The following is a 26560-nucleotide window of genomic DNA, read 5'->3' as shown; positions in this document are numbered from 1 at the left end:
GGGCCGCTTCGCTGAGTTTTGTCAGCCGCTCGCAGGTGCTCAGCCCTTGGCGGTGGTGAGCAACGCCACCGCCTTGCGGGCCAGCGGCGCTGCCAGCATCACCGCCGGGAAGGCGAATAGCCACCCTGTGAGCCAGGCGCCTGTCCAGAGGCTCACAAAGTCCTGCTGCGGTTGCAGCGCGCGAAAGGTGGAGATGCCCGACACCAGCAGCGACATCACACCCGACAAGATCAAGCTGAAAAGCACCGGTCCATAGCGGGCGGGGATCATGCTGCCACCTCTTCGCCAGGCTGGCGTGCGGCGGCACCTCCAACACCGCCCAGGCGCTGCAGTGTCTCCGCAAAGTGCTGGCCGAACATGCGGGCGGTCTTGGTGTCGCCGGGTACAAAGGCATCGGCGGCCGCCCCGTGGCCTGCCTGCGCCATCAGGCCCGACCAGGAGCCGAGGCGGTTGGCCGCCTCGTCATACGGCACCCCGGCGTGTTGCTCGGGCAGGATGGGATTGCCCACCCACACCATGCCGTGCTGCATGGCAAACACCCACATCGACATCAGCGTGGACTGCTTGTCGCCCGCCGGCAGTGACGACACGGTAAAGCCCGCCGCCAGCTTGTTCTTGAGCTGCTGCGTTTTCCACAGGCGGCCCGTGGCATCCATGAAGGTCTTGAACGGCCCGGACACCCCGCCCAGGTAGGTGGGCGAACCCAGGATGACGCCGTCGTAGCGCAGCAGGCGGTCGGGTGCCTGCGCCAGGTCGTCGGCGCGGAGCAGTTCGGCGAGGACGCCCGGCACAGAGCGTGCGCCGTCCAGCACGTGGTGGGCAATGTGTGCGGTGTGGCCGTGGGCGCTGTGATAAACGGTGGCAATGTGTTGCATGGTGTGGGTTCCTTGGGAGTGATTTCGGGGGAGAAGGCGCGGGACAGGTCAGCGTGAAATCAGTGCGATGACCAGCGCGGAGAGATACAGGCCCAGGCCAAACACGGTGTGGTTGGCCAAACTGCGCAGGCAGTTCTTGAGCGGGGTCGGTGTGCGCGATGCCGCAAAGCCCGAGCCCATGGCGGGCTGCATCACCAAAAGCGGCGCCGCCACGGTGCCCATGCCCACGGCCAGCGCGGGCCACAGGGTGGGGCTGTGGACCCAGGCAGCGCCCTGCAGGGACAGCAGCACCCCGGCAAAGGCCACGCCCACGGCGTAGTGCGTGAGCCAGCCCCAGGCCAGTTCGCCGCGCACCGGGGCTGCCTTTGCGATGGCTGCGTGGGCGACTTGCCCGCGCACCAGGTGGCCTACCCAGCGGCCGATGAAAGCGAAGTTGAGCGTGGGCACCCCCAGCCTTTTGAGCAGCAACAGCCAGGCATCCATGACGGCGGTGGCGCCGATGCCCAGGAGCATGGCGAGGGGAATGTCTTGCAGTGAGAGAGTCATCAAAACACCTCGGAAAGTTGACGGGAGAAGGTTTTGAACGGAATATAGAAGTTCAAGTCAACTTGAGGTCAAGAGGTTTTTTCATGGACATTGCCGAAGTCGCCAAACGCTCCGGGCTGCGGGCGTCCACGCTGCGGTATTACGAAGAGAAGGGCTTGATCCAGTCGGTGGGGCAACCGGGGGAGCGCCGCCGGTTTGCGCCCGGCGTGATGGACCAGCTGGCGCTGATTGCGCTGGGGCAATCGGCCGGTTTCTCGCTGGACGACATCCGGTCCATGTTCTTGCCCAGTGGCGAGCCGAACATCGACCGGCAGCTGCTGTCAAGCAAGGCCGACGAACTCGACACTATGGTCAAGCGCCTCAAGGCCATGAGCAATGGGCTGCGGCACGCGGCCGCCTGCCCGGCCGAGAGCCACGCCCAGTGCCCGTCCTTCCAGCGGCTGCTGAAAGCCGCCGCTGACGGAGCGCTGGAGCGTCAGCAGCGGCGCAGCGCGCAGCCGGTGGTGGGGCTGCGCCGGCCGCGTGCCTGAGCTGCCCAACGCGCCCTGGTTTGTGGGTGACTTGATTGCTATCTATTTGATAGCTATTCAGGCATATTGCACTAGCGCTATCGGCCAATAGGGCTTGACATGGAGTCGCCGGGCGCCTGCACGACGGTGTGGGCAGCGGCGCGGGCCCGTCACCCGCCTTTGGGGGCGCCGAGCTTGCGGTACACCGTGGCGCGGCTGATGCCCAGCGCGCGCGCCGCCTCGGCCACGTTGCCGCGCGCTTCCTGCACCGCGCGGCGGATCATGGCCACTTCGGCCTCGCGCAGCGGGGCGGGCGCGGATGCAATGCCTGGCACCGCCGCTGTGTGGGTGTCGCCCACGGTGCGGGCGTGCGCAGGCAGCTGCGCCAGCGCGTGCAGCCGCAGGCCCGACCACAGCGGCAAATCCAGCGGTTCCCGGCGCTGCTGGCGGGCCGCGTCGAACAGCATGGTCCAGGGCATGGCCAGCAGGTCGCCGCAGTGGGTCCGGGCGCCGGGCAGGCCGGGGGTGCGCAGGGGCTGCGGCACCAGCTGGCGGGCCATGCTGTTGGCACCCACCACGCAGCCGTCGGCGTCCAGCGTCAGCAGGCCGTCGCCTTCACCGCCCAGCGGGCAGCCCGGCCAGTTCACGCGCAGCAGCAGGGCATGGGGCAGTTGCAGCAGCAGTGCGTCTTCCATGGCGCGGGCCGACCGGGCCACCAGGTGGCGCAGCTCGGGCCGTTCGGGCACATCCACACCCGTCAGGTCCAGCATGCCCATGCAGCGGCCCTGGGGGTCGAACAGCGGCGCTCCGGCGCAGCTGTAGCTGGCGTTGTCGTCAAAAAAATGCTCGCCCCGGTGCAACCACACAGGCTGCAGCTCTTCCAGTGCGGCGCCGATGGCGGTGGTGCCCACTGCTGCTTCCGATAAATCAATGCCCACGCGGCCAATGGCGCTGGCGCGCGGGTCGCTCCGGTCGCAATGGCCTTGCACATCGACCACGATGCCGCGTGCGTCGGTGAGCATGGCGAAGTAGCGCATGCCCGCAATGGCCCGGGTCAGCTGCTCCAGCACCGGCCGGGCAGCGCGCAGCAGGTGGTGGTTCTGCTCCTGGCTGTGGCGCAGCGCCGTCGCGCTGACGGCGTCAAACGCCACGCGCCGCGTGGGCTCCAGGCCCCGCGCCAGGCAGCGTTGCCAGGATCGCGCAATCCACGGCTCCACCTCGGCGCGCACGGGCGCTGCACCGTCGGACAGCAGGCTCTGGCGCGCCTGCGCAATCAGCGCGTGGCGGTCAGCAGCGGGGTGGGGCGCGGAGATCAGCATGTGAATGGGCTCCAGGTGGCTCGCATCATGCGCCGGTGTGCATTGCAGCATGTTTCATTTTGAGAATATCCAGCCAGGGGCCCCGGAAATCTAGGGTTGTCCCTAGGGATGGGGCGTGGGGCGCGGCAGAAGATGCGCGAGCTATGAGCGTGATCCCGATCCCCTCCGCGAGATCGTGAGCGCGCTCCTATCCAGCCAAAACCACTCCAGGAGACAGCCAGATGCAAGTCCAGTTCACGGTCAACGGGCGCGCTGCCAGTGTTGACGTCCCCCCCAATACCCTGCTTGTCCATGCGCTGCGAGAGCACCTGCTGCTCACTGGCACCCACGTGGGTTGCGACACCAGCCAGTGCGGGGCGTGTACGGTGCATGTGAACGGCCGGGCCGTCAAATCCTGCGCGATGCTGGCGGTCCAGGCCCAGGGGGCCGAGGTGACCACCATTGAAGGCATGGCCACCCCTGACGGCACCATGCACCCCATGCAGGCGGCGTTCAAGGAGTGCCATGGCCTGCAGTGCGGCTTCTGCACGCCGGGCATGGTGATGAGTGCGGTGGACCTGTGCAAGAACCACCCGAACGCCAGCGAAGGCGAGATCCGCGAGCTGCTCGAAGGCAACATCTGCCGCTGCACCGGCTACCAGAACATCGTGCGCGCAGTGCAGGTCGGCCAGAAGGCCATGGCCGGCGCCTGAGCGCGCCCGCCGTTCCCACGCCAGAACAATCCAAGGAGACAAGACCATGGGTGCATCCGACTTTTCCAAGCTGCCGCACATCGGCGAATCGCTCAAGCGCAAGGAAGACTACCGCTTCCTGACCGGCGCGGGCCAGTACACCGACGACGTGGTGCTGGCCGCGCAGAGCCATGCGGTGTTCGTGCGCTCACCGCACGCCCACGCCAAGATCAACAGCATCAACATTGACGCTGCCAAAGCCGCGCCCGGCGTGCTGGGCGTGTTCACCGGTGCCGACGTGGCCGCCGACAACATCAACGGCCTGCCTTGCGGCTGGCTCATTACCAGCACTGACGGCCAGCCCATGAAGGAGCCGCCACACCCCATCCTGGCGCAGGGCAAGGTGCGCTATGTGGGCGACCACGTGGCCATGGTGGTGGCGCTGACCCAGCAGCAGGCACGCGATGCGGCCGAGCTGGTAGAGGTGGACTACGACGTGCTGCCCGCCGTGGTGAATGTGGCCGACGCCGCATCGGGCGCCGTGACCGGTGCGGCGCTGCACGACATCGCGCCTGACAACCACTGCTTCAAGTGGGCCATCGGCGACAAGGGCGCCGTGGACGCCGCGTTTGCCAACGCAGCGCATGTCACCCAGCTCGATCTGATCAACAACCGCCTGATCCCCAACGCCATGGAGCCCCGTGCCGCCATCGGCAGCTACAACCGCGCGAGCGATGAATACACGCTGTACGTCAGCAACCAGAACCCGCACGTCGAGCGCCTGCTGATGACGGCGTTTGTGATGGGCCTGCCCGAGCACAAGGTGCGCGTGATTGCGCCCGATGTGGGCGGCGGCTTTGGCTCCAAGATCTATCTGTACGCCGAAGACGTGTGCCTGACCTGGGCGTCCAAAAAGCTCAACCGCAACATAAAGTGGGTGGCCGACCGCAGCGAGGCGTTCTTGAGCGATGCCCACGGCCGCGACCACGTGAGCCACGCAGAGATGGCGTTGGACAAGGACGGCAAGTTCCTGGCGCTGCGTGTGCACACCCACGCCAACCTGGGCGCCTACCTCAGCACCTTTGCCAGCGCGGTGCCCACCATCCTGTATGCCACGCTGCTGGCGGGGCAGTACAGCACACCGCAGGTGTATGTGGAGGTGGACTCGTGGTTCACCAACACCGCACCGGTGGACGCCTACCGGGGCGCAGGTCGCCCTGAGGCCACCTACCTGCTGGAGCGCCTGGTCACCCGCTGCGCGTGGGAGATGGGACTGCCGCAGGACGAGATCCGCCGCCGCAACTTCATCAAGGCCTTCCCGTACCAGACGCCGGTTGCGCTGCAGTACGACACCGGCGACTTCCAGGCCTGCATGGATGGGGCGAACAAGCTGGCCGACGTGGCGGGCTTCGAGCAGCGCAAGGCCGCCAGCGCGGCCAAGGGGCTGCTGCGGGGCATTGGGTATTCGTCGTACATCGAGGCCTGCGGCATCGCGCCGTCCAACATCGCCGGCGCCCTGGGCGCACGCGCAGGGCTGTTCGAATGCGGCGAGGTGCGTGTGCACCCCACCGGCAGCGTGACGGTGTTCACCGGCTCGCACAGCCACGGTCAGGGGCATGAGACCACCTTTGCGCAGGTGGTGGCCGCGCGCCTGGGCATCCCGGTGGAGAACGTGGACATCGTGCACGGCGATACGGGCCGCGTGCCGTTCGGCATGGGCACGTATGGCTCACGCTCCATCAGCGTGGGCGGCGCGGCCATCATGAAGGCGCTGGACAAGATCGAGGCCAAGGCCAAAAAGATTGCTGCGCACCTGATGGAAGCGAGCGATGCCGACATCGACTTTGCGAATGGCGAATTCACGGTGCGTGGCACCGACAAGAAGATCCCGTTCGGCCAGGTGTCGCTGGCAGCCTATGTGCCGCACAACTACCCGCTGGACGTGCTGGAGCCGGGCCTGAACGAAACCGCGTTCTACGACCCGACCAACTTCACCTTCCCGGCAGGCACGTACATCTGCGAGGTCGAGGTGGACCCCGCCACCGGGCACACACGGGTGGACAAGTTCACGGCGGTGGACGACTTCGGCACCATCATCAACCCCATGATCGTCGAAGGGCAGGTGCATGGCGGACTGGTGCAGGGCATTGGCCAGGCGCTGCTGGAGAACTGCGTGTACGACCGCGAAACGGGTCAGCTGCTCACCGGCAGTTTCATGGACTACGCCATGCCGCGCGCCGATGACTTCCCCGAGTTCAAACTGGGCCATGTGTGCACCCCCTGCACGCACAACCCGCTGGGCACCAAGGGCTGCGGCGAGGCCGGGGCCATTGGCTCGCCACCGGCGGTGATCAACGCCGTGCTGGATGCGCTGCGACACCTGGGTGTGAAGGACTTCGACATGCCCGCGTCGCCGCACCGCGTCTGGGAAGCGATTCAACACGCCAAGGCATAAGGAGATCCACCATGTACGCATTCACTTTTGAAGCGCCTTCCTCCACCGCCGCTGCCGCGCAGCTCATCGCCCAGGGCGGCAAACTGCTCGCGGGCGGGCAAAGCCTGCTGCCGTCCATGCGGCTGCGCCTGGCCAACCCTGAAAAGATCGTGGACCTGAACAGCATTGCCGAGCTGGCGGGCATCCGCCGCGAGGGCAACGCGCTGGTCATCGGCGCCATGACGCGCCATGCCGACGTGGCATCCAGTGCGGATGTGAAATCCGCCATCCCTGCGCTGGCCGACCTGGCCGCCCACATTGGCGACCGCCAGGTGCGTGCACGCGGCACGCTGGGCGGCTCGGTGGCCAACAACGACCCTGCCGCCTGCTACCCCAGTGCGGTGCTGGGCCTGGGCGCCACGGTCATCACCAACCGCCGCGAGATCAAGGCCGACGATTTCTTTGTGGGCATGTACACCACGGCGCTGGAGGAGGGCGAGATCATCACCGCCATCCGCTTCCCGATCCCGAAACGCGCTGCGTACATGAAGTTCAAGCAGGCGGCTTCGCGCTTCTCGCTGGTGGGGGTGTTTGTGGCGCAAACCGACAGCGGCGTGCGCGTGGCCGTGACCGGTGCGGCCAGCAGCGTGTTCCGCCATGCGGGGCTGGAGGCAGCGCTCAACCAGACTTTCACCCCGCAGTCGGCTGCCAGCGTGAAGATCGACGCGAACGATCTGAACGCCGACATCCACGCCAGTGCCGCCTACCGCGCCAATCTCATCAGCGTGCAAACGCAGCGCGCTGTGCAGCAGATGCTGGGATGACGTGAAGGCAACCCCGCCACCGTGGTACGGCACCCGGTGGCGGGTCTTTGATTGAAATTGGCTGCAGGCGCTAGAGAAATATGCGCTGGCAGCTATGAATTGGATAGCAATGAACTCGTTGAACGCCGCGCCGGTTCCGGCTTCCATCGACGCCCTGGTGCAGGCCCTGCAAAGCGTGGGCTATTTTGCCGACCGTCGCCTGGCCACTGCGGTGTTTCTGGCGCTCAAGCTGCAGCGGCCTTTGTTGCTGGAGGGCGAGCCTGGCGTGGGCAAGACGGCGCTGGCCAAAGCCCTCTCGGAAGTGCTGTCGCGCAGCCTCATTCGCCTGCAGTGTTACGACGGCCTGGAGCAGCGCGAGGCGTTGTACGAGTGGAACTACGCCGCCCAGCTCTTGCACATGCGGGCAGCGGAAGGGCAGGGCAGTGCCGACATGGCGCAGGTGGAGCGCGAGGTGTACCAGGACCGCTACCTCATCCGCCGCCCCTTGCTGCAGGCACTGCAGGCGCCAGCGCCGGGCGCCGTGCTGCTGATCGATGAGGTGGACCGCGCCGACGAGCCCTTTGAGGCCTTCCTGCTCGAATACCTGGGCGAGTACCAGGTCAGCATCCCGGAGATCGGCACGGTGCGCGCCACGGCCACACCGGTCACGCTGCTCACCAGCAACCGCACGCGCGATCTGCACGACGCCGTCAAGCGCCGCTGCCTGTACCACTGGCTGGACTACCCCGAGCGCGAGCGCGAGCTGGCCATCGTCCGCGCGCAGGTGCCCGGTGCCAGCGAGGCGCTGGCCGTGCAGGTGGCAGAGTTCGTGGGGCGGCTGCGCAGCCAGCCGTTTGCCAACGCCTTCCAGCGCGCGCCGGGCATTGCCGAGAGCGTGGAATGGGCCAAGGCGCTGGTGGCGCTCGACACCATCGTGGTGGACCCCGAGGTGGTGTCCGATACCGCAGGCATCCTGTTCAAGCAGCGGGAGGATGTGGCTGCGCTCACCCGCGACATGGCGGTGCAGTTGCTGCAACCCGCCGATGCCGATGCATGAAAGCCGCCCGATGGCCGAGGGCGCGATGTTCTCCCAACTCGGCGATGCCCGCACCGGCAAGCTGGCCGACAACCTGAGCGGCTTTGGCCGCACGCTGCGCCGCGCTGGCGTGCGGGTGGATGCGGCCCGCATGGCGCTGGCCCAGCAGGCGGTGATGCTGGTGGGCCTGCAGCGCGAGGACTTCGGTGCTGCGCTGGAGGCCGTGCTGGTCAGCCGCGAGCAAGACCGCATGGTGTTCCGCGAGCTGTTCGATGCCTACTTTCGCAACCCCAACGTCGCACAAAAGCTGCTGGCACAGATGCTGCCCAGCGCCGAGTCCAAGGCCGAGCCCGTCAAACGCCGCCCGCGCGTGAGCGAGGCACTGGCGCCCGTGCGTGCTGCAGGCAACGCGCCGCCCGCACGCGAAGAAGACAAGATCGAATTCGATGCCGCCATGACGGCCAGTGACCTGCAGCGCCTGCGGCAGGCGGACTTCAACCAGCTCTCGGCCAGCGAATACATCCTGGTGGAGCGCCTGGCACGCGACGTGCCTTTGCCTTTGCCGCGCTTTGCGGCCCGCCGCACCCGGCCGGGTGTGCGCGGCAGCCGCCCGCACTGGCCCGGCGCCATGCACCATGCGGCGCGCAGTGGGGGCGAGGTGCTGCACATCCCCTTGCTGCAGCGCCGCCAGCAACCGCTGCCGCTGCTGGTGCTGGTGGACGTGTCGGGCTCGATGGAGCGCTACGCGCGTTTGTTGCTGGCCTTCTTGCACGCCGCCACCGCGCCGCGCCACACCGGGGCTGCCGTGCGCCGGGACGTGTTTGCCTTTGGCACTGGCTTGACCGACCTCACGCCCGCCTTCCGCCTGGCCGACACCGACGCCATGCTGGAGACGGCCAGCCATGCCATCACCGACTTTGCGGGCGGCACCCGCATGGGCGACAGCCTGGGCCAGTTGCGCCTGCAGCATGCGCGGCGCCTGGTGGGGCGGCGCACGCTGGTGCTGCTGATCAGCGACGGGCTCGACACGGGCGCCCCCGAGGTGCTGGAGCGCGAGCTGGCCTGGCTGCGTCGCCACTGTGGCCGCCTGCTGTGGCTCAACCCGCTGTTGCGCTACGAGGGGTATGCCCCCACGGCGCGCGGTGCGTCGGCCCTGCACCGCCAGGCCCACGGCATGGTGGCCGTGCACAACCTGAGCCACCTGAAGGACCTGGCCGCCAGCCTGGCAAGCGTGTTGCGGCAATGAGGGCGCGGCCCCGTACCGCATCGAGCCCAGCCACGCAGCGGACCGATTGAATTCCCACAACATCCACACCCATTGAAGACCGAGAGGACCCACCATGGAAATGCAAGCCAGCCGAACCCTTGCCGTCAGCCAGCAACAGGCCTGGGAGGCGCTCAACGACCCTGAGGTGCTCAAGCTGTGCATTCCCGGCTGCGACAAGGTCGAGCCCACGGCCGAGAACCAGTATTCGGTGGCCATGGCGCTCAAGATCGGGCCCGTGTCGGCCAAGTTTGCGGGCAAGATCACGCTGTCCGACATCGTGCCGCCCGAGAGCTACAACATCGCCTTCGACGGCTCCGGCGGCGTGGCGGGCTTTGGCAAGGGCAATGCCCAGGTCAAGTTGGTGCCGTTACCCCCCGATGCGGCGGGGCAGGCCAGCTGCGAGCTGCATTACACCGTGCATGCCTCGGTGGGCGGCAAGATCGCGCAGCTGGGCCAGCGCCTCATCGACGGCGCCGCCAAGAGCATGGCCGAAGACTTCTTCAAACGGTTTGACGACGAGATGCAGCGCCGCTTTCCGCGTGCTGAAGCCCCCCCGGCAGATGCAGCAGCCAGTGCCGATGCCGTCACTCAGCCAGGCACCGTGGAAGGGGGGAGTGCCACCCAGGGCGGCGGTATCCCTGCGTGGATGTGGGGTGTTGGCGTGGCGGCCCTCGTACTGCTGGCCTGGTGGTTCAATCGGGGTTGAGTGCTATGGGTACCGGAAGGAAGTGAGTCATGGAAAATTTGGACGTCGTCGTGCTGCGCACGCTGCAGGGCTGGCGTGCCGCAGGGCGCCGTGCGCTGCTGGCCACGGTGGTGCGCACGTGGGGCTCGTCGCCACGGCCGGTGGGCTCGATCATGGCGCTGTGCGAAGACGGCGCGGTGGTGGGTTCGGTGTCGGGCGGGTGCATTGAGGACGACCTGATCGACCGCCACACCCGCGCTTATGCCCAGGCGGGCGCTGCGGCAGACGGTGCCGAGCACCGCATCCCCAGCGGGCCGCCATCGTTTGTCAAATACGGCATCAGCGCCGACGAGGCCCACCGCTTTGGCCTGCCCTGTGGCGGCACGCTGGAGCTGCTGCTGGAATACGACCCTGATCCCGCGCTGCTGGCCGATTTGATTGCCCAGCTGGCCGCTGGGCGCCTGGTGCAGCGCACCGTGTGCCTGTCCGATGGCGCCGTGACCCTGGCGCCTGCGCAGGCACCCGAGGATCTGAAGGTGGATGCACAGCAGCTCACCAACACCTTCGGGCCCGAGTACCGCATGTTGCTGATCGGTGCAGGGCAACTCACCGAGTACCTGGCCACCATGGCCTTGTTCAACGGCTTTGCCGTGACGGTGTGCGACCCGCGCGAGGAGTACCGGGGCAGCTGGAGCGTACCGGGTGCCACCGTGGTGAGCGACATGCCCGACGATGTGGTGCTGGCCTTCAAGCCCGACCGCCGCACCTGCGTGGTGGCCCTCACGCACGACCCCAAGCTGGACGACCTGGCGCTGCTGGAGGCGCTGAGCACCGAGGCGTTCTACGTGGGCGGCATCGGCTCGCGCCGCAACAACGAGGCGCGGCGCGCCCGCATGATCGAGCACTTTGACCAGACCGAAGCCAGCCTGCAGCGCCTGCGCGGGCCCATTGGCATCTACATAGGTAGCAAGACACCGCCCGAGATTGCAGTGAGCGTGATGGCCGAAATTTTGGCCGTGAAGAACGGCGTGACCCTGCCGCGCGACATGGAAGTGGCCCAGGCCAAGAACGACCGCGAGCAGGCGCACAACGACCCCGGCGCTCTGGTGTGCGGAGTGCGGTAGCCACGCTGTCAGGTCAGTGCCGGGCTTTGGGTTCCTGCGCCTGCGCCTGCAGTTGCCGCTGCACGTGCCTGAGCAGCCCTTCGCAGGCGTCTTCCACCAGGTCCAGCACCTCCTCAAACCCCTGGCTGCCGCCGTAGTACGGGTCAGGCACCACCGGGCTGTCGAACTGCAGGCAGAACTCCGTCATGCGCCGCAGCTTGTGCGCGTGTGCGGGCGGGCAAAGGTCCTGCGCCAGGGCCAGGTTGTCCCAGTCCATGGCCAGGATCAGGTCGTAGCGGGCAAAGTCGGCATCAATGATTTGCCGTGCCCGCAGGTCCGAAAGGTCATAACCGCGCTGCGCCGCGTGGCGCTGGGTGCGGGTGTCGGGCGGCTCGCCGGGGTGGTAGTTGTGCGTGCCTGCCGAGTCCACCACCACACTGTGCGCCAGGCCGCTGTGGGTGATTTTGTGGCGGAACACGCCGTGGGCTGTGGGGCTACGGCAGATGTTGCCCATGCACACGAAGAGAATCGCGTAGCGAGACATGGAGGTAGCGTGCGTTCAGGCCTCGATCACCACCGGGCCGCCCTTGGCGATGCCCCGTTGGTAGGCCGGGCGTGCGTGCATGCGTTCCAGGTAGGCCTGCAGGTGCGGGCAGCGGCTTGCGTCGTTGGCGCGTGACATCAGCGCCTCCACCGCAAAGCTCATCTGAAAGTCCGCCATGGTCAGGTGCTCCCCCGCAAACCAGCGGTGGGTGCCCAGGTGCTCTTCAATGAACGCCAGCGCCGTGTCCACGTTGGGGTCGATGAGCTTTTGCTGCACCGTACCGCACAGGGCGCGTGCAATGGGCTTCACAAAGAACGGCATGGGCTGGGTAGGGATGGTCTTGAACACCAGCTTCATCACCAGCCAGTTCATCAGCGAGCCCTCGGCATAGTGCATCCAGAAGCGGCACTGGCGGTGCTCGGCGGTGCGGGGTGCTGGCTGCAGGTGGGCCAGGTCGCCCCGGGCCTGCTCGCCATAGGTTTCCACCAGGTATTCGATGATGGCGCCCGACTCGGCAATCACTTCGTCGCCATCGGTGATGACTGGCGACTTGCCCAGGGGGTGAATGGCCTTGAGCGCAGGCGGGGCCAGCTTGGTGGCCTTGTCGCGCGCGTAGATCTTGAGCTCGTAGGGCACACCCAGCTCTTCCAGCAGCCAGAGTATGCGTTGCGAGCGCGAGGTTTCGAGGTGGTGCAGGGTGATCATGGTCGCCATCTTATTGAAGAGTGGGCCGAATGCACCCTGGTGCAGCCCTTGTTTTGCGCGGGTGCCGTCTGGCTCAGGCCGTACGGCGGCGCTGCTGCCCGATGGAGCGTTGCATCCATTGCACATACAGATCCACCGAAATCAGCACGGCCATGGCAAATGCGCAGGCGGCCACGATGGGGCCGAGGCCCAGCGAGCTGACCAGCCCGACGCCCTGCACGGTGGCAAAGCGGTTGGGGGTGGTGCAGACGAACTCGGCCGCGCCCATGCCGGTGTAGTGCATGGCGCACACGGCGGCGGCCATCAGCAGAGCGGCTCCTGTGCGGCTGGCCATGCTGCGGGTGTTGAAGGCCAGCCACAGGGCGGCCGTGCCTGCTGCCACCGCAATCAGCACCGACAGCGCCACGGTGCGCAGGTCCCAGTGGATGTAGCCGCCAATCTTCATGCCGTACATGCCCAGGTAGTGCATGCCCGCCACACCCAGGCCCAGCAGCAGTCCTGCGCCCAGAATCCGTGTCAGTTCCCGGGGTGCCTTGGACACCACGCTGAGTGCAGCCGAGGTGCAGACCACGGCCGCCAGCAGAGACACCGCGCTTTCAACGATGCCGTAGCTGCTGGCCACGTCCAGCCGCAGAGCCACCATACCCACAAAGTGCATGGACCACACCCCGATGCCGCCCAGCGCCACGCCGGCCGTCAAAGTCGCTGCGCGGTTGAGCGATCCGTCCTTGTGGCGGATGCGGCGTGTGACCATTAGTGCGATCAATGAACCAATGAACGCCAATGCGAACGAGATGGCGACAAGGTGGGGGCGGTATTCGGAAACGACGGTGGGGTCCATGGAGAGCTGCCTGAGACGGGGGTGGAGGAGAGCTTCACACCGCATCTGAGGCGATTGAAACCAATTGTTTCTATATTAGACCAATTGGTTATTTTTTGCTCTGAATGGTTATGTTTCAGAAAGAAGAGCCCACCCCGGCTTGTTCATGGGTCTTCACATTCGCCTTCCGGAGACGGCGATGGGGTGGGTCAATCGCCCGCCATCGGGGCTCTCAAGGCAAGGGTGTTCAGCCAGCCAGGCTGCTGGCGTTGGATCAGAGCTGCAGCAGGAAAGCGCGCAGCATGCGCCAATGTTCCTGGCATGCCTCTGCGGCAGACTGGGCGGCTGCGTTTTCCAGCTGGCGGGCGCGCACGCTCTGCGTCGGATGGCCCAGGGTGAGCAGCACGGTGGCCAGGCTGTGTGCCAGGCGCCGCAGCGCCGGCCAGTCTTGCGCTGCGCTGGCCGCGTCACCTTGCCGCACGTCGGTAGGGAACTGTTGCAGGCAACTGGCGTGGTAGGCCTTGAACAGAAACTCGTCGCCCGCAAAATGGGTGGCAATGGCCTTAGCCTCATCGTCGGCCGCTTCATCGGCAGGCGTGGCTGTTGTGGCTGGCGCATTGGCAGGGGTATCCGCCACCAGCGCCAGCGCATCGGTTACACAGGCCTCCAGCTCTGCCACCGATGCAGGTTTGGACAGCATGCGCCACACCTTCATGGCCTGGAGTTGCTCGCGCACTGGCGGCGTCAGGCCCGCGCTGAATACCGCCACCGGAATTCGGCTTTCGTGCACAGGCTCTTGCAGCAGCCGCTGTACCAGGTCAATGCCGGACTCGCCCGGCAGCATGAGGTCCGTAATGATGAGTTCCACGCCCCCCGCATGCAGCGCCTGCATGGCGTCAGGCACGTTGGCGCAGGTCACCAGCTCGATGGGAAGTTCCTCGAGCGCCATCTGCACAAAGCGTGCGATGGAGCTGTCGTCTTCCACGAGCAGGACCTTGGGCGCGCTCATGCGGATACCTGGGCCTGTGGAATGCACGCGGCCAGAGCGCTAGGTAACTCGGCCACCAGCCGGGGCTTGTGGATCACCTTCACACCCTGCAAGGCAAATGCATACGGCTCGCGCTGTTGCTCGTCGAGCGAGGTGACCACGATGAGGTGGCTGCGCGCAAATTGGGGGTGCGAGCGCAGCGTGGTGATCAGGGCGGCGCCGTCGATGCCTGGCAGCAGGATGTCCACGATCAGCACCTCGGGCTGAATCTGCCCATAGAGCGCAAGGCCGGTGATGCCATCGTTCGCCACATGCAACTGCACTCCTGGCAGGTGCTGCTGCACGATGAGGCCCACGAGGTTCTGGAAATGGATGGAGTCCTCGATCAGCAGGATTTGTGGTGCACGCCCTTTGGCAGGTGCCACCGGTGCGGCCAGGGGCGGGCGGGCGGCGACCGGAGTGCCGACGGCGGGTGCCTGGGCAGCGCCACCGGCGCCATGGGCGGTCATCCAGCGTTCCACCGATGCACGCGAGATGCGGCGGTGCCCGCCAGGGGTCTTCCAGGCCTCAAGTTCGTTGCGGTCCACCATCAGCTGAACCGACCGCACGGCCATGCCCAGCATCTTGGCGACTTCCAGCGTGGTGTAGTGGTCGGCCATGGCGTGCTCCGCGAGGGAATTGTCAGATTGCATAGATCGCGCATTTTCTCCTAATTTTAATTTTTACCCGACTTGCATTTGATAAAAATGATTGATATGATTCAATCAATGGCAAGAAATCACGTTAAAACGTGTTTTTTTGTATTCCAAGCCGATTCCCGGCCCCACAAAGGCTACCGCCATGAAAAAGATCCTGATCGTCGAAGACCACATCGATATCCGCAAACTGCTCAAGATGACGCTGGAGTTTGATGACTTTGAGATCCACGAAGCCGCTACGGGCGATGCGGGCTGGGTGCTGGCGTGCGAGTTGCAGCCCGACATCGTGCTGCTGGATGTGATGATGCCTGGCACCCTGAACGGCCTGGACGTCTGCCGCCGCATCAAGTCCGACCCGGGCATGCGCCACACCAAGGTGATCATGTTGACGGCCCGGGTGCAGTCGGACGACAGGGCAGCAGGCTTCGCGGCGGGGGCCGACGACTACCTGATGAAGCCCTTCAGCACCCTGCAGGTGCTGGAAACCATCTACCGCATGGAGGCAGCGCATTGACCTCGCTGCCATTGCTGGAGCCTGCGTCCCAGGTGCCGCCAGACACGCGCTGCTTTGACGAGGCCGCGGCGGCGCAGATGGAGCGGTTTGTGCGCGATTTCGGACGCATGTACCGAGAGCGCAACGAAGCCCTGCGCGAGGTCACCCGCGCGCACCATGCCGCACTGTTGCACCTGTCGGCTGCGGCTGACCTCAAGGACGACGACACCGGCGTGCACATCGTGCGCATCGGCTACCTGGCCGAGGCCCTGGCCCTGGCTCTGGGGCAGACGGTGGGCTACGCACGCATGCTGCGCAAGGCCGCGCCCATGCACGATATCGGCAAGATCGGCACCCCCGACAGCGTGCTCAAGAAGCCCGGCAAGCTCACCCCAGAAGAGCGCCAGACCATGAACTGCCACGCCGCGATGGGTGCCGAGATCCTGGGGCGTTCGCACATTCCAGTGTTTCGCATGGCGGCCGAGGTGGCGCTCACGCACCACGAGCGCTACGACGGCCAGGGCTACCCGGCGGGCCTGTCGGGCGAGGCGATTCCTTTGTCGGGCCGCATCACCGCCGTGGTGGATTTTTTTGACGCGCTGACCATGGACCGGGTGTACCGCCCCGCCTTTGCGGTGCCGGTGGCGCTGGAGATGCTGGCGGCCGAGCGCGGCCGTGCTTTCGACCCGGTGATCGTGGACACATTTTTGGCGCATGCTGAAGCCATCGATGCGCTGCGGTGCAAGATCACGCAGGAATGTCCGTCTTTTGATGCACTGATCGACGCGCCCTGATCCCCTTTTTTCTGACCGCTCAGCGGCAGGCCACTGCGGGCACGGTGGTGTTATTGATCCAAGGATTCTCAATGATGATGACGATGATGCAGTGGCTGAAACCGTGGGCTTTGACCGTCACCCGCGTGGCGTTGGCCGTGTGTGCGACCAGCGCGCTGGCGGGGCCTGTGGCCGAGCGGGTCCAGAGCCAGTCGGTGTTGCGTGTGTGTGTCTGGCCGGACTACTACGGCGTGACCTACAGGCACCCGCGTACGCAGCAACTCGGGGGTATCGACATCGACCTGTCTGCCGAGCTGGCGCGCGACCTCAAGGCCAGGGTCGAATATGTGGACTCTTCTTTTCCCACCCTCATTGACGACCTGAACCAGGACCGTTGCGATGTGGCCATGTTTGCCATTGGCATGCTGCCCCAGCGGATGGAAAAGCTGGCTTTTACCCAGCCCTACATGCGCAGCGACATTTACGGCATCACCACCAAATCCAACACGGTCATCAAGCAGTGGGCCGACATTGACAAGCCGGGTGTGTTGGTGGGCGTGCAGGCAGGCACGTTCATGGAACCCATCATGGCCCAGCGCCTCAAGCAGGCCACGCTGGTGCGCATCCAGCTGCCCGCTACCCGCGAGCGCGAACTGACGGCCGGGCGCATTGACGTGTTCATGACCGACTACCCCTACAGCCGGCGCCTGATGGACAACGCCGACTGGGCCCGGCTCATCGAGTCTCCCGAACCATTTTCGGTGTTGCCCTATGGCTATGCAGTCAAGCGCGGCGATGCCGTCTGGCTGGCTACGGTGGATGCCTTCGTGGCGCGCATCAAGGCCGACGGCCGCCTGCAGCGCGCGGCCTCTCAAAATGGCCTGAACGCCATCGTGGTGCGCTGATATGGCCGACCTCCAGGCGCTCCCCTCGGTCTGGACCAGGCTGCGCGCGTGGGTGTTGCAGACCAGCCATCTGGTCCTCATCACCGGAGGGCTGTCGGCATTGGCGGCACTGGTGGCCGTCGGCGCGTTGGCCGTGAACGACTTTCGCACGGTGCGTACCAGCCACCAGAACCATGCCGCCATGCTGGCGCGGGTGCTGGAGGATCAGGCCACGCGCACCATGCAGACGGCCGAACTGGCGCTGGAGTCGCTGGCCACATCGCCAGCCCTCACGACGGTGGCCTCGGAACCCCGGCGTATGCAAGATGCCCTGGGCCAGGCGCTGGCGGCGCTGTCATTTCTTCGGGGGCTGGCCGTGGTGGATGCCGGTGGGCGAGTGGTCGCCAGCACCCAGTCCGGCGATGCCGAGAGTTTTGTGGACCTGGCCAAGCTCGGCCCCCTGGTGGCCATGGGGCGGACGGTTCAGGGCGGCCTCACACCGGGCCGCAGCCTGCAAAGTGTGCGGCTGGGAGGCGCAGCGGCGGCGGCTCCTGCGGGTGTCGCTTTTATCCCTGTGATGCACGGCTACAAGAACGAAGCCGGGCAGGCGCTGGTGCTGGTGGCTTTGGTCAATCCCGATTCGCTGTCCAACTTTCAGCACCTGACGCTGGAGTCCGAGGTTTTTGACTCGGTGGTGACCTCGTACAACGGCCAGGTGTTGGCCACTTCGGGGGCCGCAGCTGCTCTGGCAGGTACGCGGGTGAACAACATCCCCGTCTTCAGCCAGTTCCTGCCCCGGCAAGAGCACGCCACCTACCTGGGAGTGGGGGTGCTGGGCGAGCGGCAGATCGTCAGTTTTCGGGCCTCTGCCGCCATGCCGCTGGTGGTGGTGGTCGAGACCTCGTACCGGGCAGCTGTGCAAAGCTGGCTGGCGGATGCCCGCGCGCTGATCGGTATTGGCCTGGCCCTGGTGGCCCTGGTGCTGGGCTTGACCTTTGCAGTGTGGCGTGGCCTGCGCACGCGCGAGCGGGCGCGGCTGGCCATTGATGCTGCACAGGCCCGCATTGCCCGCAACGAGCGGGATCTGTCGGTGCTGATGCGCAGCGTTCAAGAGCTGATTTTTCGCACCGATGCGCAGGGCGTGATCACCTACGTGAATGCCCATTGGACTGTGATGACGGGCACCGCGCCTGACCGTGCCATCGGCAAACGCCTGCACGACCTTGTCGAGCCACAAAGCCGCAATGATGTGGTCCGGGCCATCGACCCCCGGTCGCCGGATGGAGTGCGGGTATGCCAGGTGGTGTCCCGTTCTGCCGAGGGCAAGGACATGATGTTCCAGGTGGCGGTGGTGCCTCTGGTGGCTTCTGGACGTGTGATCGGTTTTGCAGGCAGTGCGGTGGATGAAACCGAGCGCTGGATGGCCCAGCAGCAGCTGCAGGCGCAGATCGCTTTCCAGGACCTGCTGCTGGAGACCAATCCGCTGCCCATCTCTGTGACCGACGCACAGGACCGTTTCGTGCGCGTCAACAAGGCCTGGGAGGAATACAAGGGCCGTACGCGCTCCACCGTGCTGGGCAAGGCCGTTGCCGAGTGCCTGCCACCGGACGAGGTCAAGGTGCATGAGTCGGCGAACAGGCAGCTGTTGCGCTGGGGTGGGCGCGCCCTGGTCGAGACCCAGGTACGCCATGGCGACGGATCGCGCCGCGACACGCGCCTGGCCAAGGCAGCCATTGCCGATGAGCATGGACAGGTCAGTGGTGTGCTCACCATCCTGATGGATGTGAGCGAGTTCCGAGAGGCCGAGCGCGCCACCCGGGAGGCGCGTGACGCGGCCGAAGAGGCATCCCGCACCAAGTCGGAGTTTGTGGCCAACATGAGCCACGAGCTGCGCACGCCGCTACAGTCCATTCTGGGCTTTGCCGAGCTGGGCATGCTGCGTGGTCGCGCGCAGCCCAAGCTGGCGGGCATGTTTGAAGACATCCATTCCGCTGGCCAGCGCATGCTCACGCTGGTGAATGACCTGCTGGAAGTGTCCAAGCTGGAAAGCACGGTGGGAACGTTCCACATGGAGCGCATCGACCTGCGCGGCGTAGTGCGTCCGGTGATCCGCGAGCTGGAGCCTTTGCTGGAACGCAGCCACCTGATGATGGATTTGCGCATGCCTGACCTTCCGCTGGTGGCCAAGGCCGACCCGTTGCGGTTTCAGCAGGTGATCCGGAACGTGGTGGCCAACGCCATCAAGTTTTCGCCGCCTGGCAGCACGATCACCCTGGAGGGCTACGCGGACCCGCAGGGCCAGACGCATCTGGTGGTACGGGATGAGGGCCCGGGCATCCCTCCTTCAGAGCTGCAGAGCATTTTTGAGGCCTTTGTGCAGTCCAGCAAAACCAAGGATGGATCTGGGGGCACGGGCCTGGGCCTTGCCATCTGCCGCAAGATCGTCGAGGCCATGGGCGGGCGGATCTTTGCCGAGAACGTGCCGGCCAGCGGTGCAGCGTTTCACATCATCCTGCCCGCCAGAGGCCATGTGGAAACCATGCCGGCCCCGTTGCAATAAACGGCTGTATTGCCCACAAAAAAAACCCTCTGACGAGGGCTTTTTTTGGGTGCTGGCGGGGCGCCGCGGCGCCCCCGGAGGGCTGATCAGCCGCCCTTGCGCGAGCGCTTGCCAGGGTTCTTCTTGCTGCGCGTGGCGACACCACGCTCCAGGCTCACGCGCTGGCCACGGCCAGGGGTGTTCAGCGTCACGCCGGGCATTGGCTTGGGTTGGGGGGTGCGCTTGCGGTCTGCTTCGGTGACGATCTTGTTGCCCATGGTAGGTCTCTGAGAAAGTGGAGAAAAGGGGCATATTAGGCCACAGCCGCAATCAGGGGTGGCCAACAGGCCTTTCTGCCGCCCCCGCCAGAGGCGACAGGCGGAAGGTCAAACTCCCGATTGCGCGACGAAACGCGCCCCGTACGACGTCCCCTGGTCGGTGGACAGCGCCTCGGCGCAGTGGTGAGGTAGCACCCACCCCTGGGCAGGGTCCTCCACCGCGCGGGTGTGGATGGTGGGGGGCTGTGCCCGCACTCCGCCAAAGATGGTGGCAAACGCCACGTCAGCGGCATCTCGGCCGGTGCCAAACCGCAGCAGCCCCATGGGGATGGCCGTGCCCGAAGGGTCGAAGAGATACCAGCGGTCGCCCAGATACACCTCCACGTAGGCATGAAAGTCCGGCGGGCCCAGCGCTGGGTCGGCGCCGTAGTCGGTGCCCGTGGTGAAGCGGGCCGGAATGTTCACGGCGCGGCACAGTGCAATCATCAGGTGGGCGAAATCCCGGCACACTCCGACCTGTTCCACCAGCGTGTCGACGGCCGAAGTGTTGGAGTTGGAGGTGTTGGACGTGAACGCCACATGCCGGTTCACCCAGTCACGGATAGCCTGCACGCGGCTGTGGCCCTGCCACAAGGCGCCGAACTCGTTCAGGGCCAGCCGCAGCAGGCGGTCAGACTGGCAATAGCGGCTGGGGTAGATGTAGCCCATCACATGCGGCGGCAGGTGTCGCACAGGCACCTCGGCCAGTTGGGTGGGGTCGGCACGGTGGTGGCGTATGTCCACCGTAGCGCTGTAGGTCAGCTCCAGCATGCCAGGCTCACCATGCAGCCGGAGATAGCGGTTACCCGTCGCAGGGTCTGTGTGGATCTGGTGGGGAATGTCCTGGCTGAGCACCAGGCGCTCGTTGTGGACGATCTGGTGGGGTGTTTGTGCGGCGTGGATGTTGAACACGAAATCGGCGCCGTAGCTGTCGATCTCATAGCGCAGGTCAATCTGCAGGTCCATGCGAACACCACGCTGGCTGCCTGGTATTGCCTGCGCCAGGGGCGCGCCGGCATTCGCGGGCCATCGCGCAGGTTCGTTGGAAGCGGTGGTAAGGCGGGGGGCGCTGGAGAGGAAGGCCATAGCAGCTCTCAGCGACGGGGCCTGCAGGCTGCGGGTTCACCCAGTGTGTGGGACGGTGTCATCGGCGGCTCCTGGGTGTGCGCCGCGCCGGGGTATCTGGCAGGGCTGGGAATCTTCAGGATACGCCCCAGGGCATCGCCAGCGTGTAGTCCGATGGCCCGTGCACCACGGTGCGCGGGAGCGCGATCTCCCGCCAGCATCAGCAGACGCTGGTCAGGTTGATCCGGTGACCGAGAGCCTCGCCAGCACCTGCACGTCGCCACCTCGGGGGGCTCGCAAGATCAGCGCATCGCCCGAGCTGGTGCTGTCGCGTGCCAGATCGGACTGCACAAACATGTGGCTGAACCACACCTCAAACCGGCCATTGCGCGCAGACGCTGCGGCCAGCGCCTGGCGCAGTTCGCGCAGGTGGCTCTCCCCCGTGGTTTCGGAGTAGCCCCTGGGCGAACCCAGAGCCGTCCACACCTGTGGTGCACCGAAAGCCAGGGTGGCACTGTCGATGCAGCGGCACCAGGGGCTTGACAGCACCTTCTCCGGACGCAGTTGCCGCGTCTGGAACCACTCGCCAATGCGCCGGGCCTGGTTCCGGCCTTCATCGTTCAGGTTGCGCTGGGTGCCGCAGTCGCCCAGGCGGAAACCCGGGGGATCGAAGGTGCCGGGGGCCAGCGCGTGGCGAAACAACGCCACCACTCCGCCCTGGCGCAGCAAGACCTCGGCACCCGCTTCCTGGGCCGCCCAGGTCTGCAGGGCTGTGAGGGCCAGTCCGCCACCTAATGCGCCTGCCGCGCCCCTGCCCAGCAAGGTGCGCCGTGTGACGCGCGTACCTTCCGTCGCAGCCTGATCCCCGGCTGCTTCGGCATCAGGCAGCTGGCTGGAAGGCATAGCCATTGCCCGCCGCTGCTACGCGGCCAAACGCAGGGAAGGGGAAGTGGAAGCCGCCCAGCATGGCGTTGCTGGTGGTGATGCGCTGGAACACCTCGCGGCGGACCTTGCGCGCAGCCTCTGCGTCCATGTCAAAGGTCACGGCCCAGTCGGGGTTGCGCGCGAACAATGCGGGCACGTTGGTCAGGTCTGCCACATAGAAGAAGTTCTGGCCTGCCGACTTCAGCCCGAACAGCGTGTGGCCCGGCGTATGGCCGTAGGCGGCCACCGACTGGATGCCTGGCGCAACCTCGGTGCCCGCTTCAAATCGCACCAGCGCATCGGCTGGCATGGTGGCAAAGGTGCGGCGCACATTGTCAAACGCACCCTTCATGCCTGCGGGGGCGGCGGCCATGCGCGCGTCGTCCATCCAGAAGGCATGTTCGGCTGCAGGCACCATCACCTTGGCTTTCGGAAACACCAGCTCACCCGCCTTGTTGCGGATTCCATTGATGTGGTCGCCGTGGTAGTGGCTGACGAGCACGGTATCGATGTCGGAGGCCTGCATGCCAGCAGCGCGCAGACTGTCCAGCAGCTTGCCGGTGGTGGCACCACCAAACTCGCCCAGGCCAGTATCGATCAGGATCTTGCGTGCGCCCGCCACCACCAGGAAGGGGGTGTATGGCACATCGATGTAGTCGGTGGGCAGGCCTTGCGATGCGAGCAGCGCACGCACTTCGGCCAGCGGTGCGTTCTTCACAAATTCTTCCCCCAAAGGGCGGCGAGTGATGCCATCGTTCAGTGCAATCACCTCCACGTCCCCCACCTTCATGCGACGGAAACCAGGGCTGGGCAAGGTGGGCGTGCCGAAATTGGGTGCGTTCTGCGCCCACACGGGCACGAACGAGCCCGCTGCGTAAACGGTGGTGGCCAGGCTTGCGCCCAGGAAGTGACGGCGTGACAGCATAAAAACTCTCCAGTCTCGGGTTGAACTAATGAGTCGCAACTGTAGCGCTGGACCTCAGGAAAACGAGGGATGGCGCACTAACCTGTATGCAACGTGGGGCTTTTGGTCGCTAATTGGGGTTAACCCTTTGGGTTGGCTGGGTTGGAGGCCATGAAGAGGCGGCTCATTCCATATCGAAGGCTTCGCGCAAAGCGGTACAGAAGTCACTGCTGCCACTGAGGGTGAGGGTCAGCGTGGTGCGCGGCGGCGCGGCACTGCCTGTGGTCATGTGCAGTTGCCCCGTCGCATCGTCAAAGGACAAGGTCAAGGGGCTCTGCACCTCTTGTACGCCGTGCAGGTCGTAGTGCCACGCGCCGCCGTCTTCCTGCGGTGCGCAGGCGCCGGGCCAGTGTGCATGCGCCCAGGCCAGCACGGCAGCGATCTCGTTCTGCAAGGCAGGCAGTTGCGCGGGCAAGACGCTGGCCATGGCATCCAGGGTGCCGTTGCCGTCAGCGTCTTCGCTGTAGTCAAAGTCGAGGTAGTTCAGTTGCATGGTGAGAGCAGGTTATGAATGTGTCGGGAGTTGCTGCGCGATGGCTCAAGCCCAGGTCCGGCCCAGGGCCTGCGCGGCTTCTCCCAGCCGGGGCACCAGTTGCAGCGCCCGCCCCAGCGGCATGCGGGCAGAGGGTGCCTGCAGTGCCACGGCGCTGCGCACTTGGCGCCGCCCACCGGCCAACACGGGCACGGCCACACAGACGAGGCCGTCCACAAACTCTTCGGCGTCCGTGGCATAGCCTTGCCGCAGGATCTGCTCCAGCTCGGCTTCCAGTGCGGCGCGGTCGGTCAGGGTGGTGGCCGTGTGGCGGGTGAGGGGCAGGCCGTCCAGGATGGCGGCCCGGCGTGCGGACGACAGGTGGGCCAGAAACAGCTTGCCGCTGGCCGAACAGTGGATGGGCACGCGGGTGCCGGGCCGCAGCTCCATGCGCAGCGGAAAGGCTGACTCCACCCGGTCCAGGTAGATCACTTCAGCGCCGCTCAACGCCGTGAGGTTGCAGCTTTCTCCAATGTCCGCCACCAGTTGCCGCAGCACAGCGTGGCGCACTCCATGCTGGGTGCCCGCGCTCAGCGTGCTTTCGGCCAGGCGCAGCAGACGTGGTGCGGGGGTGTAGCGCCGCCCGTCTGGCTCGCGCGCCAGCAGGCCACCGGCCTCCAGCTGGCCCAGCATGCGGTGCACGCTGGGCTTGGGCCAGCCGGTGGCCTCGATGGCATCGCCCAGGCTGAAGGGCTGGCCCTGGGCGCACATCGTTTCCAGCAGTTCAAACAAGCGCAGGCTGGGCGGTGTGTTGGTCATAAATCTCGAAATTCGAGACGAATTCGTAAAACATTTCGGGATTATTCAGCATTGTGGCTAAGCTGCAAACCCAATTCACCGGGAGCTTCATGACCGCCTTTTTCCAGAACGTAGTGCTCACCGGCGCCTGTGGCGGGCTGGGCCAGGCGCTGGCGCGCGAGCTGATCGGCCAGGGCGCTGCCGTGGCGCTGGTGGGTCTGAACCGGCCCGCGCTGGAAACCTTGGCCGCACTGGCGCCAGAGCGCTGTGCTGTCTATACGCCCGATGTGGCCGACGTTACCGCCATGCAGGCCATGGCCGCCGACTGGATGGGCCGCTGGGGAACGCCTGACCTCGTCATCGCCAATGCCGGGGTGGCCGGGGGTTTTGACACCGCCCAGGTCGACGACTTGGTTGTGATGCGGCGCATGCTGGAGATCAACCTGCTGGGCGCCGCCACCACCTTCCAGCCCTTTGTGTCGGCCCTGCGCGCGCAGCGGCGCGGCGCGCTGGTGGGGGTGGCCAGCATTGCGGGCTGGCGGGGCATGCCGGGCAATGGCGCGTACTGCGCCAGCAAGGGCGGGCTCATCCGTTACCTGGAGAGTCTGCGTGCCGAGCTGCGCGGCGATTCCATCGTGGTGAGCACGGTCAGCCCTGGCTACCTGCGCACCGCGCTCACGGCAGGCAACCGTTTTGCCATGCCCGGCCTGATGGAGCCCGAGGACGCCGCGCGTGCCCTGCTGGCCGCTGTGGCCCGGGGGCGCACCCACATCGTGCTGCCCGCGCGCATTGGTTGGCTGGCGCGCCTGTTGAACCTGTTGCCTGATGCCCTGCACGACCGGCTGCTGCTGGGCCAGCCGCGCAAGCCGCGCGTGGGCGAGGCGGGGGCCACCGCCATTCCGGGGTTGCCAGTGCGCGCAGACAAGAACATCGACACCTGAGAGAGAAAAAAGCGAATGATGACAACAACAACGATGCCGGAGACAAGCCCTTCGACGCCGCTCGCACAGGACATGCGCGACCACATCGCCCTCATCGGCGCCGGCCCCAGCGGGCTGGCTGCGGCGCGCAATCTGCAGAAGCTGGGCGTGCCTTTCCAGGGCTTTGAAGCACACACCGATGTGGGTGGTTTGTGGAACATCGACAACCCGCGCAGCACGGTCTACGAATCGGCGCACCTGATCTCCAGCAAGCACACCACGGAGTTCACCGAGTTCCCCATGCGCCCCGAAGTGGCCGACTATCCGAGCCACCGGGACATGCGCCAGTATTTCTTCGACTTTGCAGAGCACTTTGGCCTGCGCCAGCACTTCTGGTTTGGCACGCGCGTGCTCCGGGTCGAACCGGTGGGGGAGGGCACTGCGCCGCTGTGGCGCGTGACGTGGACGCAGCACGGTGGGCCCGCGCAAACGGCAGAGTTCAAGGGCGTGGTGATTGCCAACGGCACGCTGGCCGAACCCAGCATGCCGCGCTTTGAGGGGCACTTTGACGGGGAGCTGCTGCACACCAGCGCCTACAAGAGCGCCGAGCTGTTCAAAGGCAAGCGCGTGCTGGTGGTGGGCGCGGGCAACTCGGGCTGCGACATTGCGGTGGATGCGGTGCACTACGCGCGCAGCGTGGACATCTCGGTGCGGCGCGGCTACTACTTCGTGCCCAAGTATGTGTTCGGCAAGCCCGCAGACACGCTGGGCGGCAAGTTCAAGATGCCGCCCTGGCTCAAGCAAAAGGTGGACAGCGTGGTGCTGCAATGGTTCACTGGCGACCCTGCGCGCTTTGGCCTGCCCAAGCCCGACTACAAGATGTACGAGTCGCACCCGGTGGTCAACTCGCTGGTGCTGCACCACCTGGGCCATGGCGATATTCACGTCAAGCCCGACATCGCGCGTTTTGAAGGCCATACGGTGCACTTCAAGGACGGCAGCGCGCAGGACTATGACCTGGTGCTCTGTGCCACGGGCTACAAGCTTCACTACCCCTTCATCGACCACAGCCTGCTCAACTGGCAGGGCATGGCGCCGCAGCTCTACCTCAACATCCTGTCACCCCGTTTCGACAACCTGGCCATGATGGGCATGATCGAGGCCAGTGGCATCGGCTGGCAGGGCCGCTATGAACAAGCGGAGCTGGTGGCGCGCTTTTTCAAGGCGCAGGCCGAGGGATCGCCGCGCGCCCAGGCGCTACGACAGGCCAAGGCCGGGCCGCCGCCCGATCTGTCGGGTGGCTTCAAGTACCTCCAGCTCGAACGCATGGCGTATTACGTGCACAAGGACACCTACCGCAACGCGGTGCGCGCTGCCGCCGCAGCCCTCGCTAGAAAGGACTGACGCC

28 protein-coding genes and 1 pseudogene are annotated in these 26560 nt (G+C 66.0%); 14 read left to right on the top strand and 15 right to left on the bottom strand.

The window, feature by feature from the left end; genetic code table 11:
• Positions 1-39 precede the first annotated feature (39 nt).
• The 3 genes and pseudogenes from IB236_RS08060 to IB236_RS08050 all read right to left on the bottom strand — a co-directional run bounded on the left by IB236_RS08060 (position 40) and on the right by IB236_RS08050 (position 1388).
• Complete coding sequence (locus tag IB236_RS08060; protein ID WP_056748182.1) at positions 40-270, bottom strand: DUF2798 domain-containing protein; 231 nt, start codon at positions 268-270, stop codon at positions 40-42.
• A pseudogene (locus tag IB236_RS08055) lies at positions 267-890 on the bottom strand (flavodoxin family protein); the annotation flags it as partial. The gene IB236_RS08060 and the pseudogene IB236_RS08055, both read right to left, overlap by 4 nt.
• A gap of 33 nt (positions 891-923) precedes the next feature.
• Positions 924-1388, bottom strand: a complete 465-nt coding sequence (locus IB236_RS08050; protein WP_082565140.1) for a DUF2938 domain-containing protein — start codon at positions 1386-1388, stop codon at positions 924-926.
• A gap of 116 nt (positions 1389-1504) precedes the next feature.
• Between IB236_RS08050 and IB236_RS08045 the strand changes: the two genes are divergently transcribed.
• On the top strand, positions 1505-1951 hold the full coding sequence (locus IB236_RS08045) for a helix-turn-helix domain-containing protein (RefSeq protein ID WP_015015242.1): 447 nt from the start codon (positions 1505-1507) through the stop codon (positions 1949-1951).
• A gap of 149 nt (positions 1952-2100) precedes the next feature.
• Here the strand turns inward: IB236_RS08045 and IB236_RS08040 are convergent, their stop codons facing one another.
• The gene (locus tag IB236_RS08040; protein ID WP_082565132.1) at positions 2101-3249 is read right to left on the bottom strand and encodes a helix-turn-helix domain-containing protein; all 1149 of its coding nucleotides are present in this window, start codon (positions 3247-3249) and stop codon (positions 2101-2103) included.
• Between the two features lie 221 nt (positions 3250-3470).
• Here IB236_RS08040 and IB236_RS08035 point away from each other — a divergent pair, with 221 nt between their 5' ends.
• From IB236_RS08035 to IB236_RS08005, 7 genes are all read left to right on the top strand, one after another.
• Entirely contained in the window at positions 3471-3941 is a 471-nt protein-coding gene (locus tag IB236_RS08035; RefSeq protein ID WP_056748178.1) for a (2Fe-2S)-binding protein, read from the top strand.
• A gap of 46 nt (positions 3942-3987) precedes the next feature.
• Positions 3988-6375 carry a xanthine dehydrogenase family protein molybdopterin-binding subunit gene (locus IB236_RS08030; RefSeq protein ID WP_116747688.1) on the top strand — a complete coding sequence of 796 codons (2388 nt, stop codon included), beginning with the start codon at positions 3988-3990 and terminating at the stop codon, positions 6373-6375.
• Positions 6376-6386: 11 nt separating this feature from the next.
• On the top strand, positions 6387-7178 hold the full coding sequence (locus IB236_RS08025; RefSeq protein ID WP_192419975.1) for a xanthine dehydrogenase family protein subunit M: 792 nt from the start codon (positions 6387-6389) through the stop codon (positions 7176-7178).
• Positions 7179-7287: 109 nt separating this feature from the next.
• Positions 7288-8214, top strand: a complete 927-nt coding sequence (locus IB236_RS08020; protein ID WP_192419973.1) for a MoxR family ATPase — start codon at positions 7288-7290, stop codon at positions 8212-8214.
• 10 nt (positions 8215-8224) lie between these two features.
• Entirely contained in the window at positions 8225-9439 is a 1215-nt protein-coding gene (locus tag IB236_RS08015; protein WP_192420565.1) for a VWA domain-containing protein, read from the top strand.
• A gap of 94 nt (positions 9440-9533) precedes the next feature.
• Positions 9534-10166, top strand: a complete 633-nt coding sequence (locus tag IB236_RS08010) for a CoxG family protein (protein ID WP_192419971.1) — start codon at positions 9534-9536, stop codon at positions 10164-10166.
• A 29-nt stretch (positions 10167-10195) separates the two neighbouring features.
• Entirely contained in the window at positions 10196-11269 is a 1074-nt protein-coding gene (locus IB236_RS08005; protein ID WP_192419969.1) for an XdhC family protein, read from the top strand.
• 13 nt (positions 11270-11282) lie between these two features.
• Here IB236_RS08005 and IB236_RS08000 read toward each other — a convergent pair whose 3' ends face one another.
• From IB236_RS08000 to IB236_RS07980, 5 genes are all read right to left on the bottom strand, one after another.
• Complete coding sequence (locus IB236_RS08000; protein WP_192419967.1) at positions 11283-11792, bottom strand: low molecular weight protein-tyrosine-phosphatase; 510 nt, start codon at positions 11790-11792, stop codon at positions 11283-11285.
• 15 nt (positions 11793-11807) lie between these two features.
• Complete coding sequence (locus IB236_RS07995; RefSeq protein ID WP_192419965.1) at positions 11808-12497, bottom strand: glutathione S-transferase family protein; 690 nt, start codon at positions 12495-12497, stop codon at positions 11808-11810.
• Between the two features lie 73 nt (positions 12498-12570).
• Positions 12571-13338, bottom strand: coding sequence for an MHYT domain-containing protein (locus IB236_RS07990; RefSeq protein WP_192419963.1), 768 nt, complete (start codon positions 13336-13338; stop codon positions 12571-12573).
• A gap of 253 nt (positions 13339-13591) precedes the next feature.
• Positions 13592-14326 carry a response regulator gene (locus IB236_RS07985; protein WP_192419961.1) on the bottom strand — a complete coding sequence of 245 codons (735 nt, stop codon included), beginning with the start codon at positions 14324-14326 and terminating at the stop codon, positions 13592-13594.
• Positions 14323-14997: an excisionase family DNA-binding protein gene (locus IB236_RS07980; RefSeq protein WP_192419959.1), complete on the bottom strand. Its 675-nt coding sequence runs from the start codon at positions 14995-14997 to the stop codon at positions 14323-14325. Before IB236_RS07980 ends, IB236_RS07985 begins: the two co-directional genes overlap by 4 nt.
• A gap of 148 nt (positions 14998-15145) precedes the next feature.
• On the opposite strand from IB236_RS07980, the gene IB236_RS07975 reads away from it, so the two are divergent.
• The 4 genes from IB236_RS07975 to IB236_RS07960 all read left to right on the top strand — a co-directional run bounded on the left by IB236_RS07975 (position 15146) and on the right by IB236_RS07960 (position 19713).
• Positions 15146-15517, top strand: a complete 372-nt coding sequence (locus IB236_RS07975; protein ID WP_116747678.1) for a response regulator transcription factor — start codon at positions 15146-15148, stop codon at positions 15515-15517.
• Positions 15514-16290, top strand: coding sequence for an HD-GYP domain-containing protein (locus IB236_RS07970; protein WP_192419957.1), 777 nt, complete (start codon positions 15514-15516; stop codon positions 16288-16290). Before IB236_RS07975 ends, IB236_RS07970 begins: the two co-directional genes overlap by 4 nt.
• Positions 16291-16361: 71 nt before the next feature.
• On the top strand, positions 16362-17174 hold the full coding sequence (locus IB236_RS07965; protein ID WP_192419955.1) for an ABC transporter substrate-binding protein: 813 nt from the start codon (positions 16362-16364) through the stop codon (positions 17172-17174).
• A 1-nt stretch (position 17175) separates the two neighbouring features.
• Complete coding sequence (locus IB236_RS07960; RefSeq protein WP_192419953.1) at positions 17176-19713, top strand: PAS domain S-box protein; 2538 nt, start codon at positions 17176-17178, stop codon at positions 19711-19713.
• A gap of 86 nt (positions 19714-19799) precedes the next feature.
• On the opposite strand, the gene IB236_RS07955 is transcribed toward IB236_RS07960, so the two are convergent.
• The 6 genes from IB236_RS07955 to IB236_RS07930 all read right to left on the bottom strand — a co-directional run bounded on the left by IB236_RS07955 (position 19800) and on the right by IB236_RS07930 (position 24253).
• Entirely contained in the window at positions 19800-19970 is a 171-nt protein-coding gene (locus IB236_RS07955) for a hypothetical protein (RefSeq protein WP_008902830.1), read from the bottom strand.
• Positions 19971-20078: 108 nt separating this feature from the next.
• A complete protein-coding gene (locus IB236_RS07950; protein WP_192419951.1) occupies positions 20079-20975 on the bottom strand; it encodes a transglutaminase family protein in 897 nt (298 codons plus the stop codon).
• Between the two features lie 333 nt (positions 20976-21308).
• A complete protein-coding gene (locus IB236_RS07945; protein ID WP_192420563.1) occupies positions 21309-21977 on the bottom strand; it encodes a histidine phosphatase family protein in 669 nt (222 codons plus the stop codon).
• Positions 21955-22923, bottom strand: a complete 969-nt coding sequence (locus IB236_RS07940) for an MBL fold metallo-hydrolase (RefSeq protein WP_192419949.1) — start codon at positions 22921-22923, stop codon at positions 21955-21957. Before IB236_RS07940 ends, IB236_RS07945 begins: the two co-directional genes overlap by 23 nt.
• 163 nt (positions 22924-23086) lie before the next feature.
• Entirely contained in the window at positions 23087-23455 is a 369-nt protein-coding gene (locus IB236_RS07935) for a hypothetical protein (RefSeq protein WP_056066989.1), read from the bottom strand.
• Between the two features lie 45 nt (positions 23456-23500).
• Entirely contained in the window at positions 23501-24253 is a 753-nt protein-coding gene (locus tag IB236_RS07930) for an IclR family transcriptional regulator (RefSeq protein ID WP_056066991.1), read from the bottom strand.
• 89 nt (positions 24254-24342) lie between these two features.
• Between IB236_RS07930 and IB236_RS07925 the strand changes: the two genes are divergently transcribed.
• On the top strand, positions 24343-25173 hold the full coding sequence (locus IB236_RS07925) for an SDR family oxidoreductase (protein WP_192419947.1): 831 nt from the start codon (positions 24343-24345) through the stop codon (positions 25171-25173).
• A gap of 72 nt (positions 25174-25245) precedes the next feature.
• On the top strand, positions 25246-26556 hold the full coding sequence (locus IB236_RS07920; protein ID WP_225581028.1) for an NAD(P)/FAD-dependent oxidoreductase: 1311 nt from the start codon (positions 25246-25248) through the stop codon (positions 26554-26556).
• Positions 26557-26560: the final 4 nt, after the last annotated feature.

Origin of the sequence: Acidovorax sp. ACV02 (assembly GCF_014851475.1) — a bacterium.
Taxonomy (GTDB): domain Bacteria; phylum Pseudomonadota; class Gammaproteobacteria; order Burkholderiales; family Burkholderiaceae_C; genus Acidovorax; species Acidovorax delafieldii.
The sequence above is the reverse complement of the archived record's forward strand: the minus strand, read 5'-3'. Positions and strand labels throughout refer to the sequence as shown.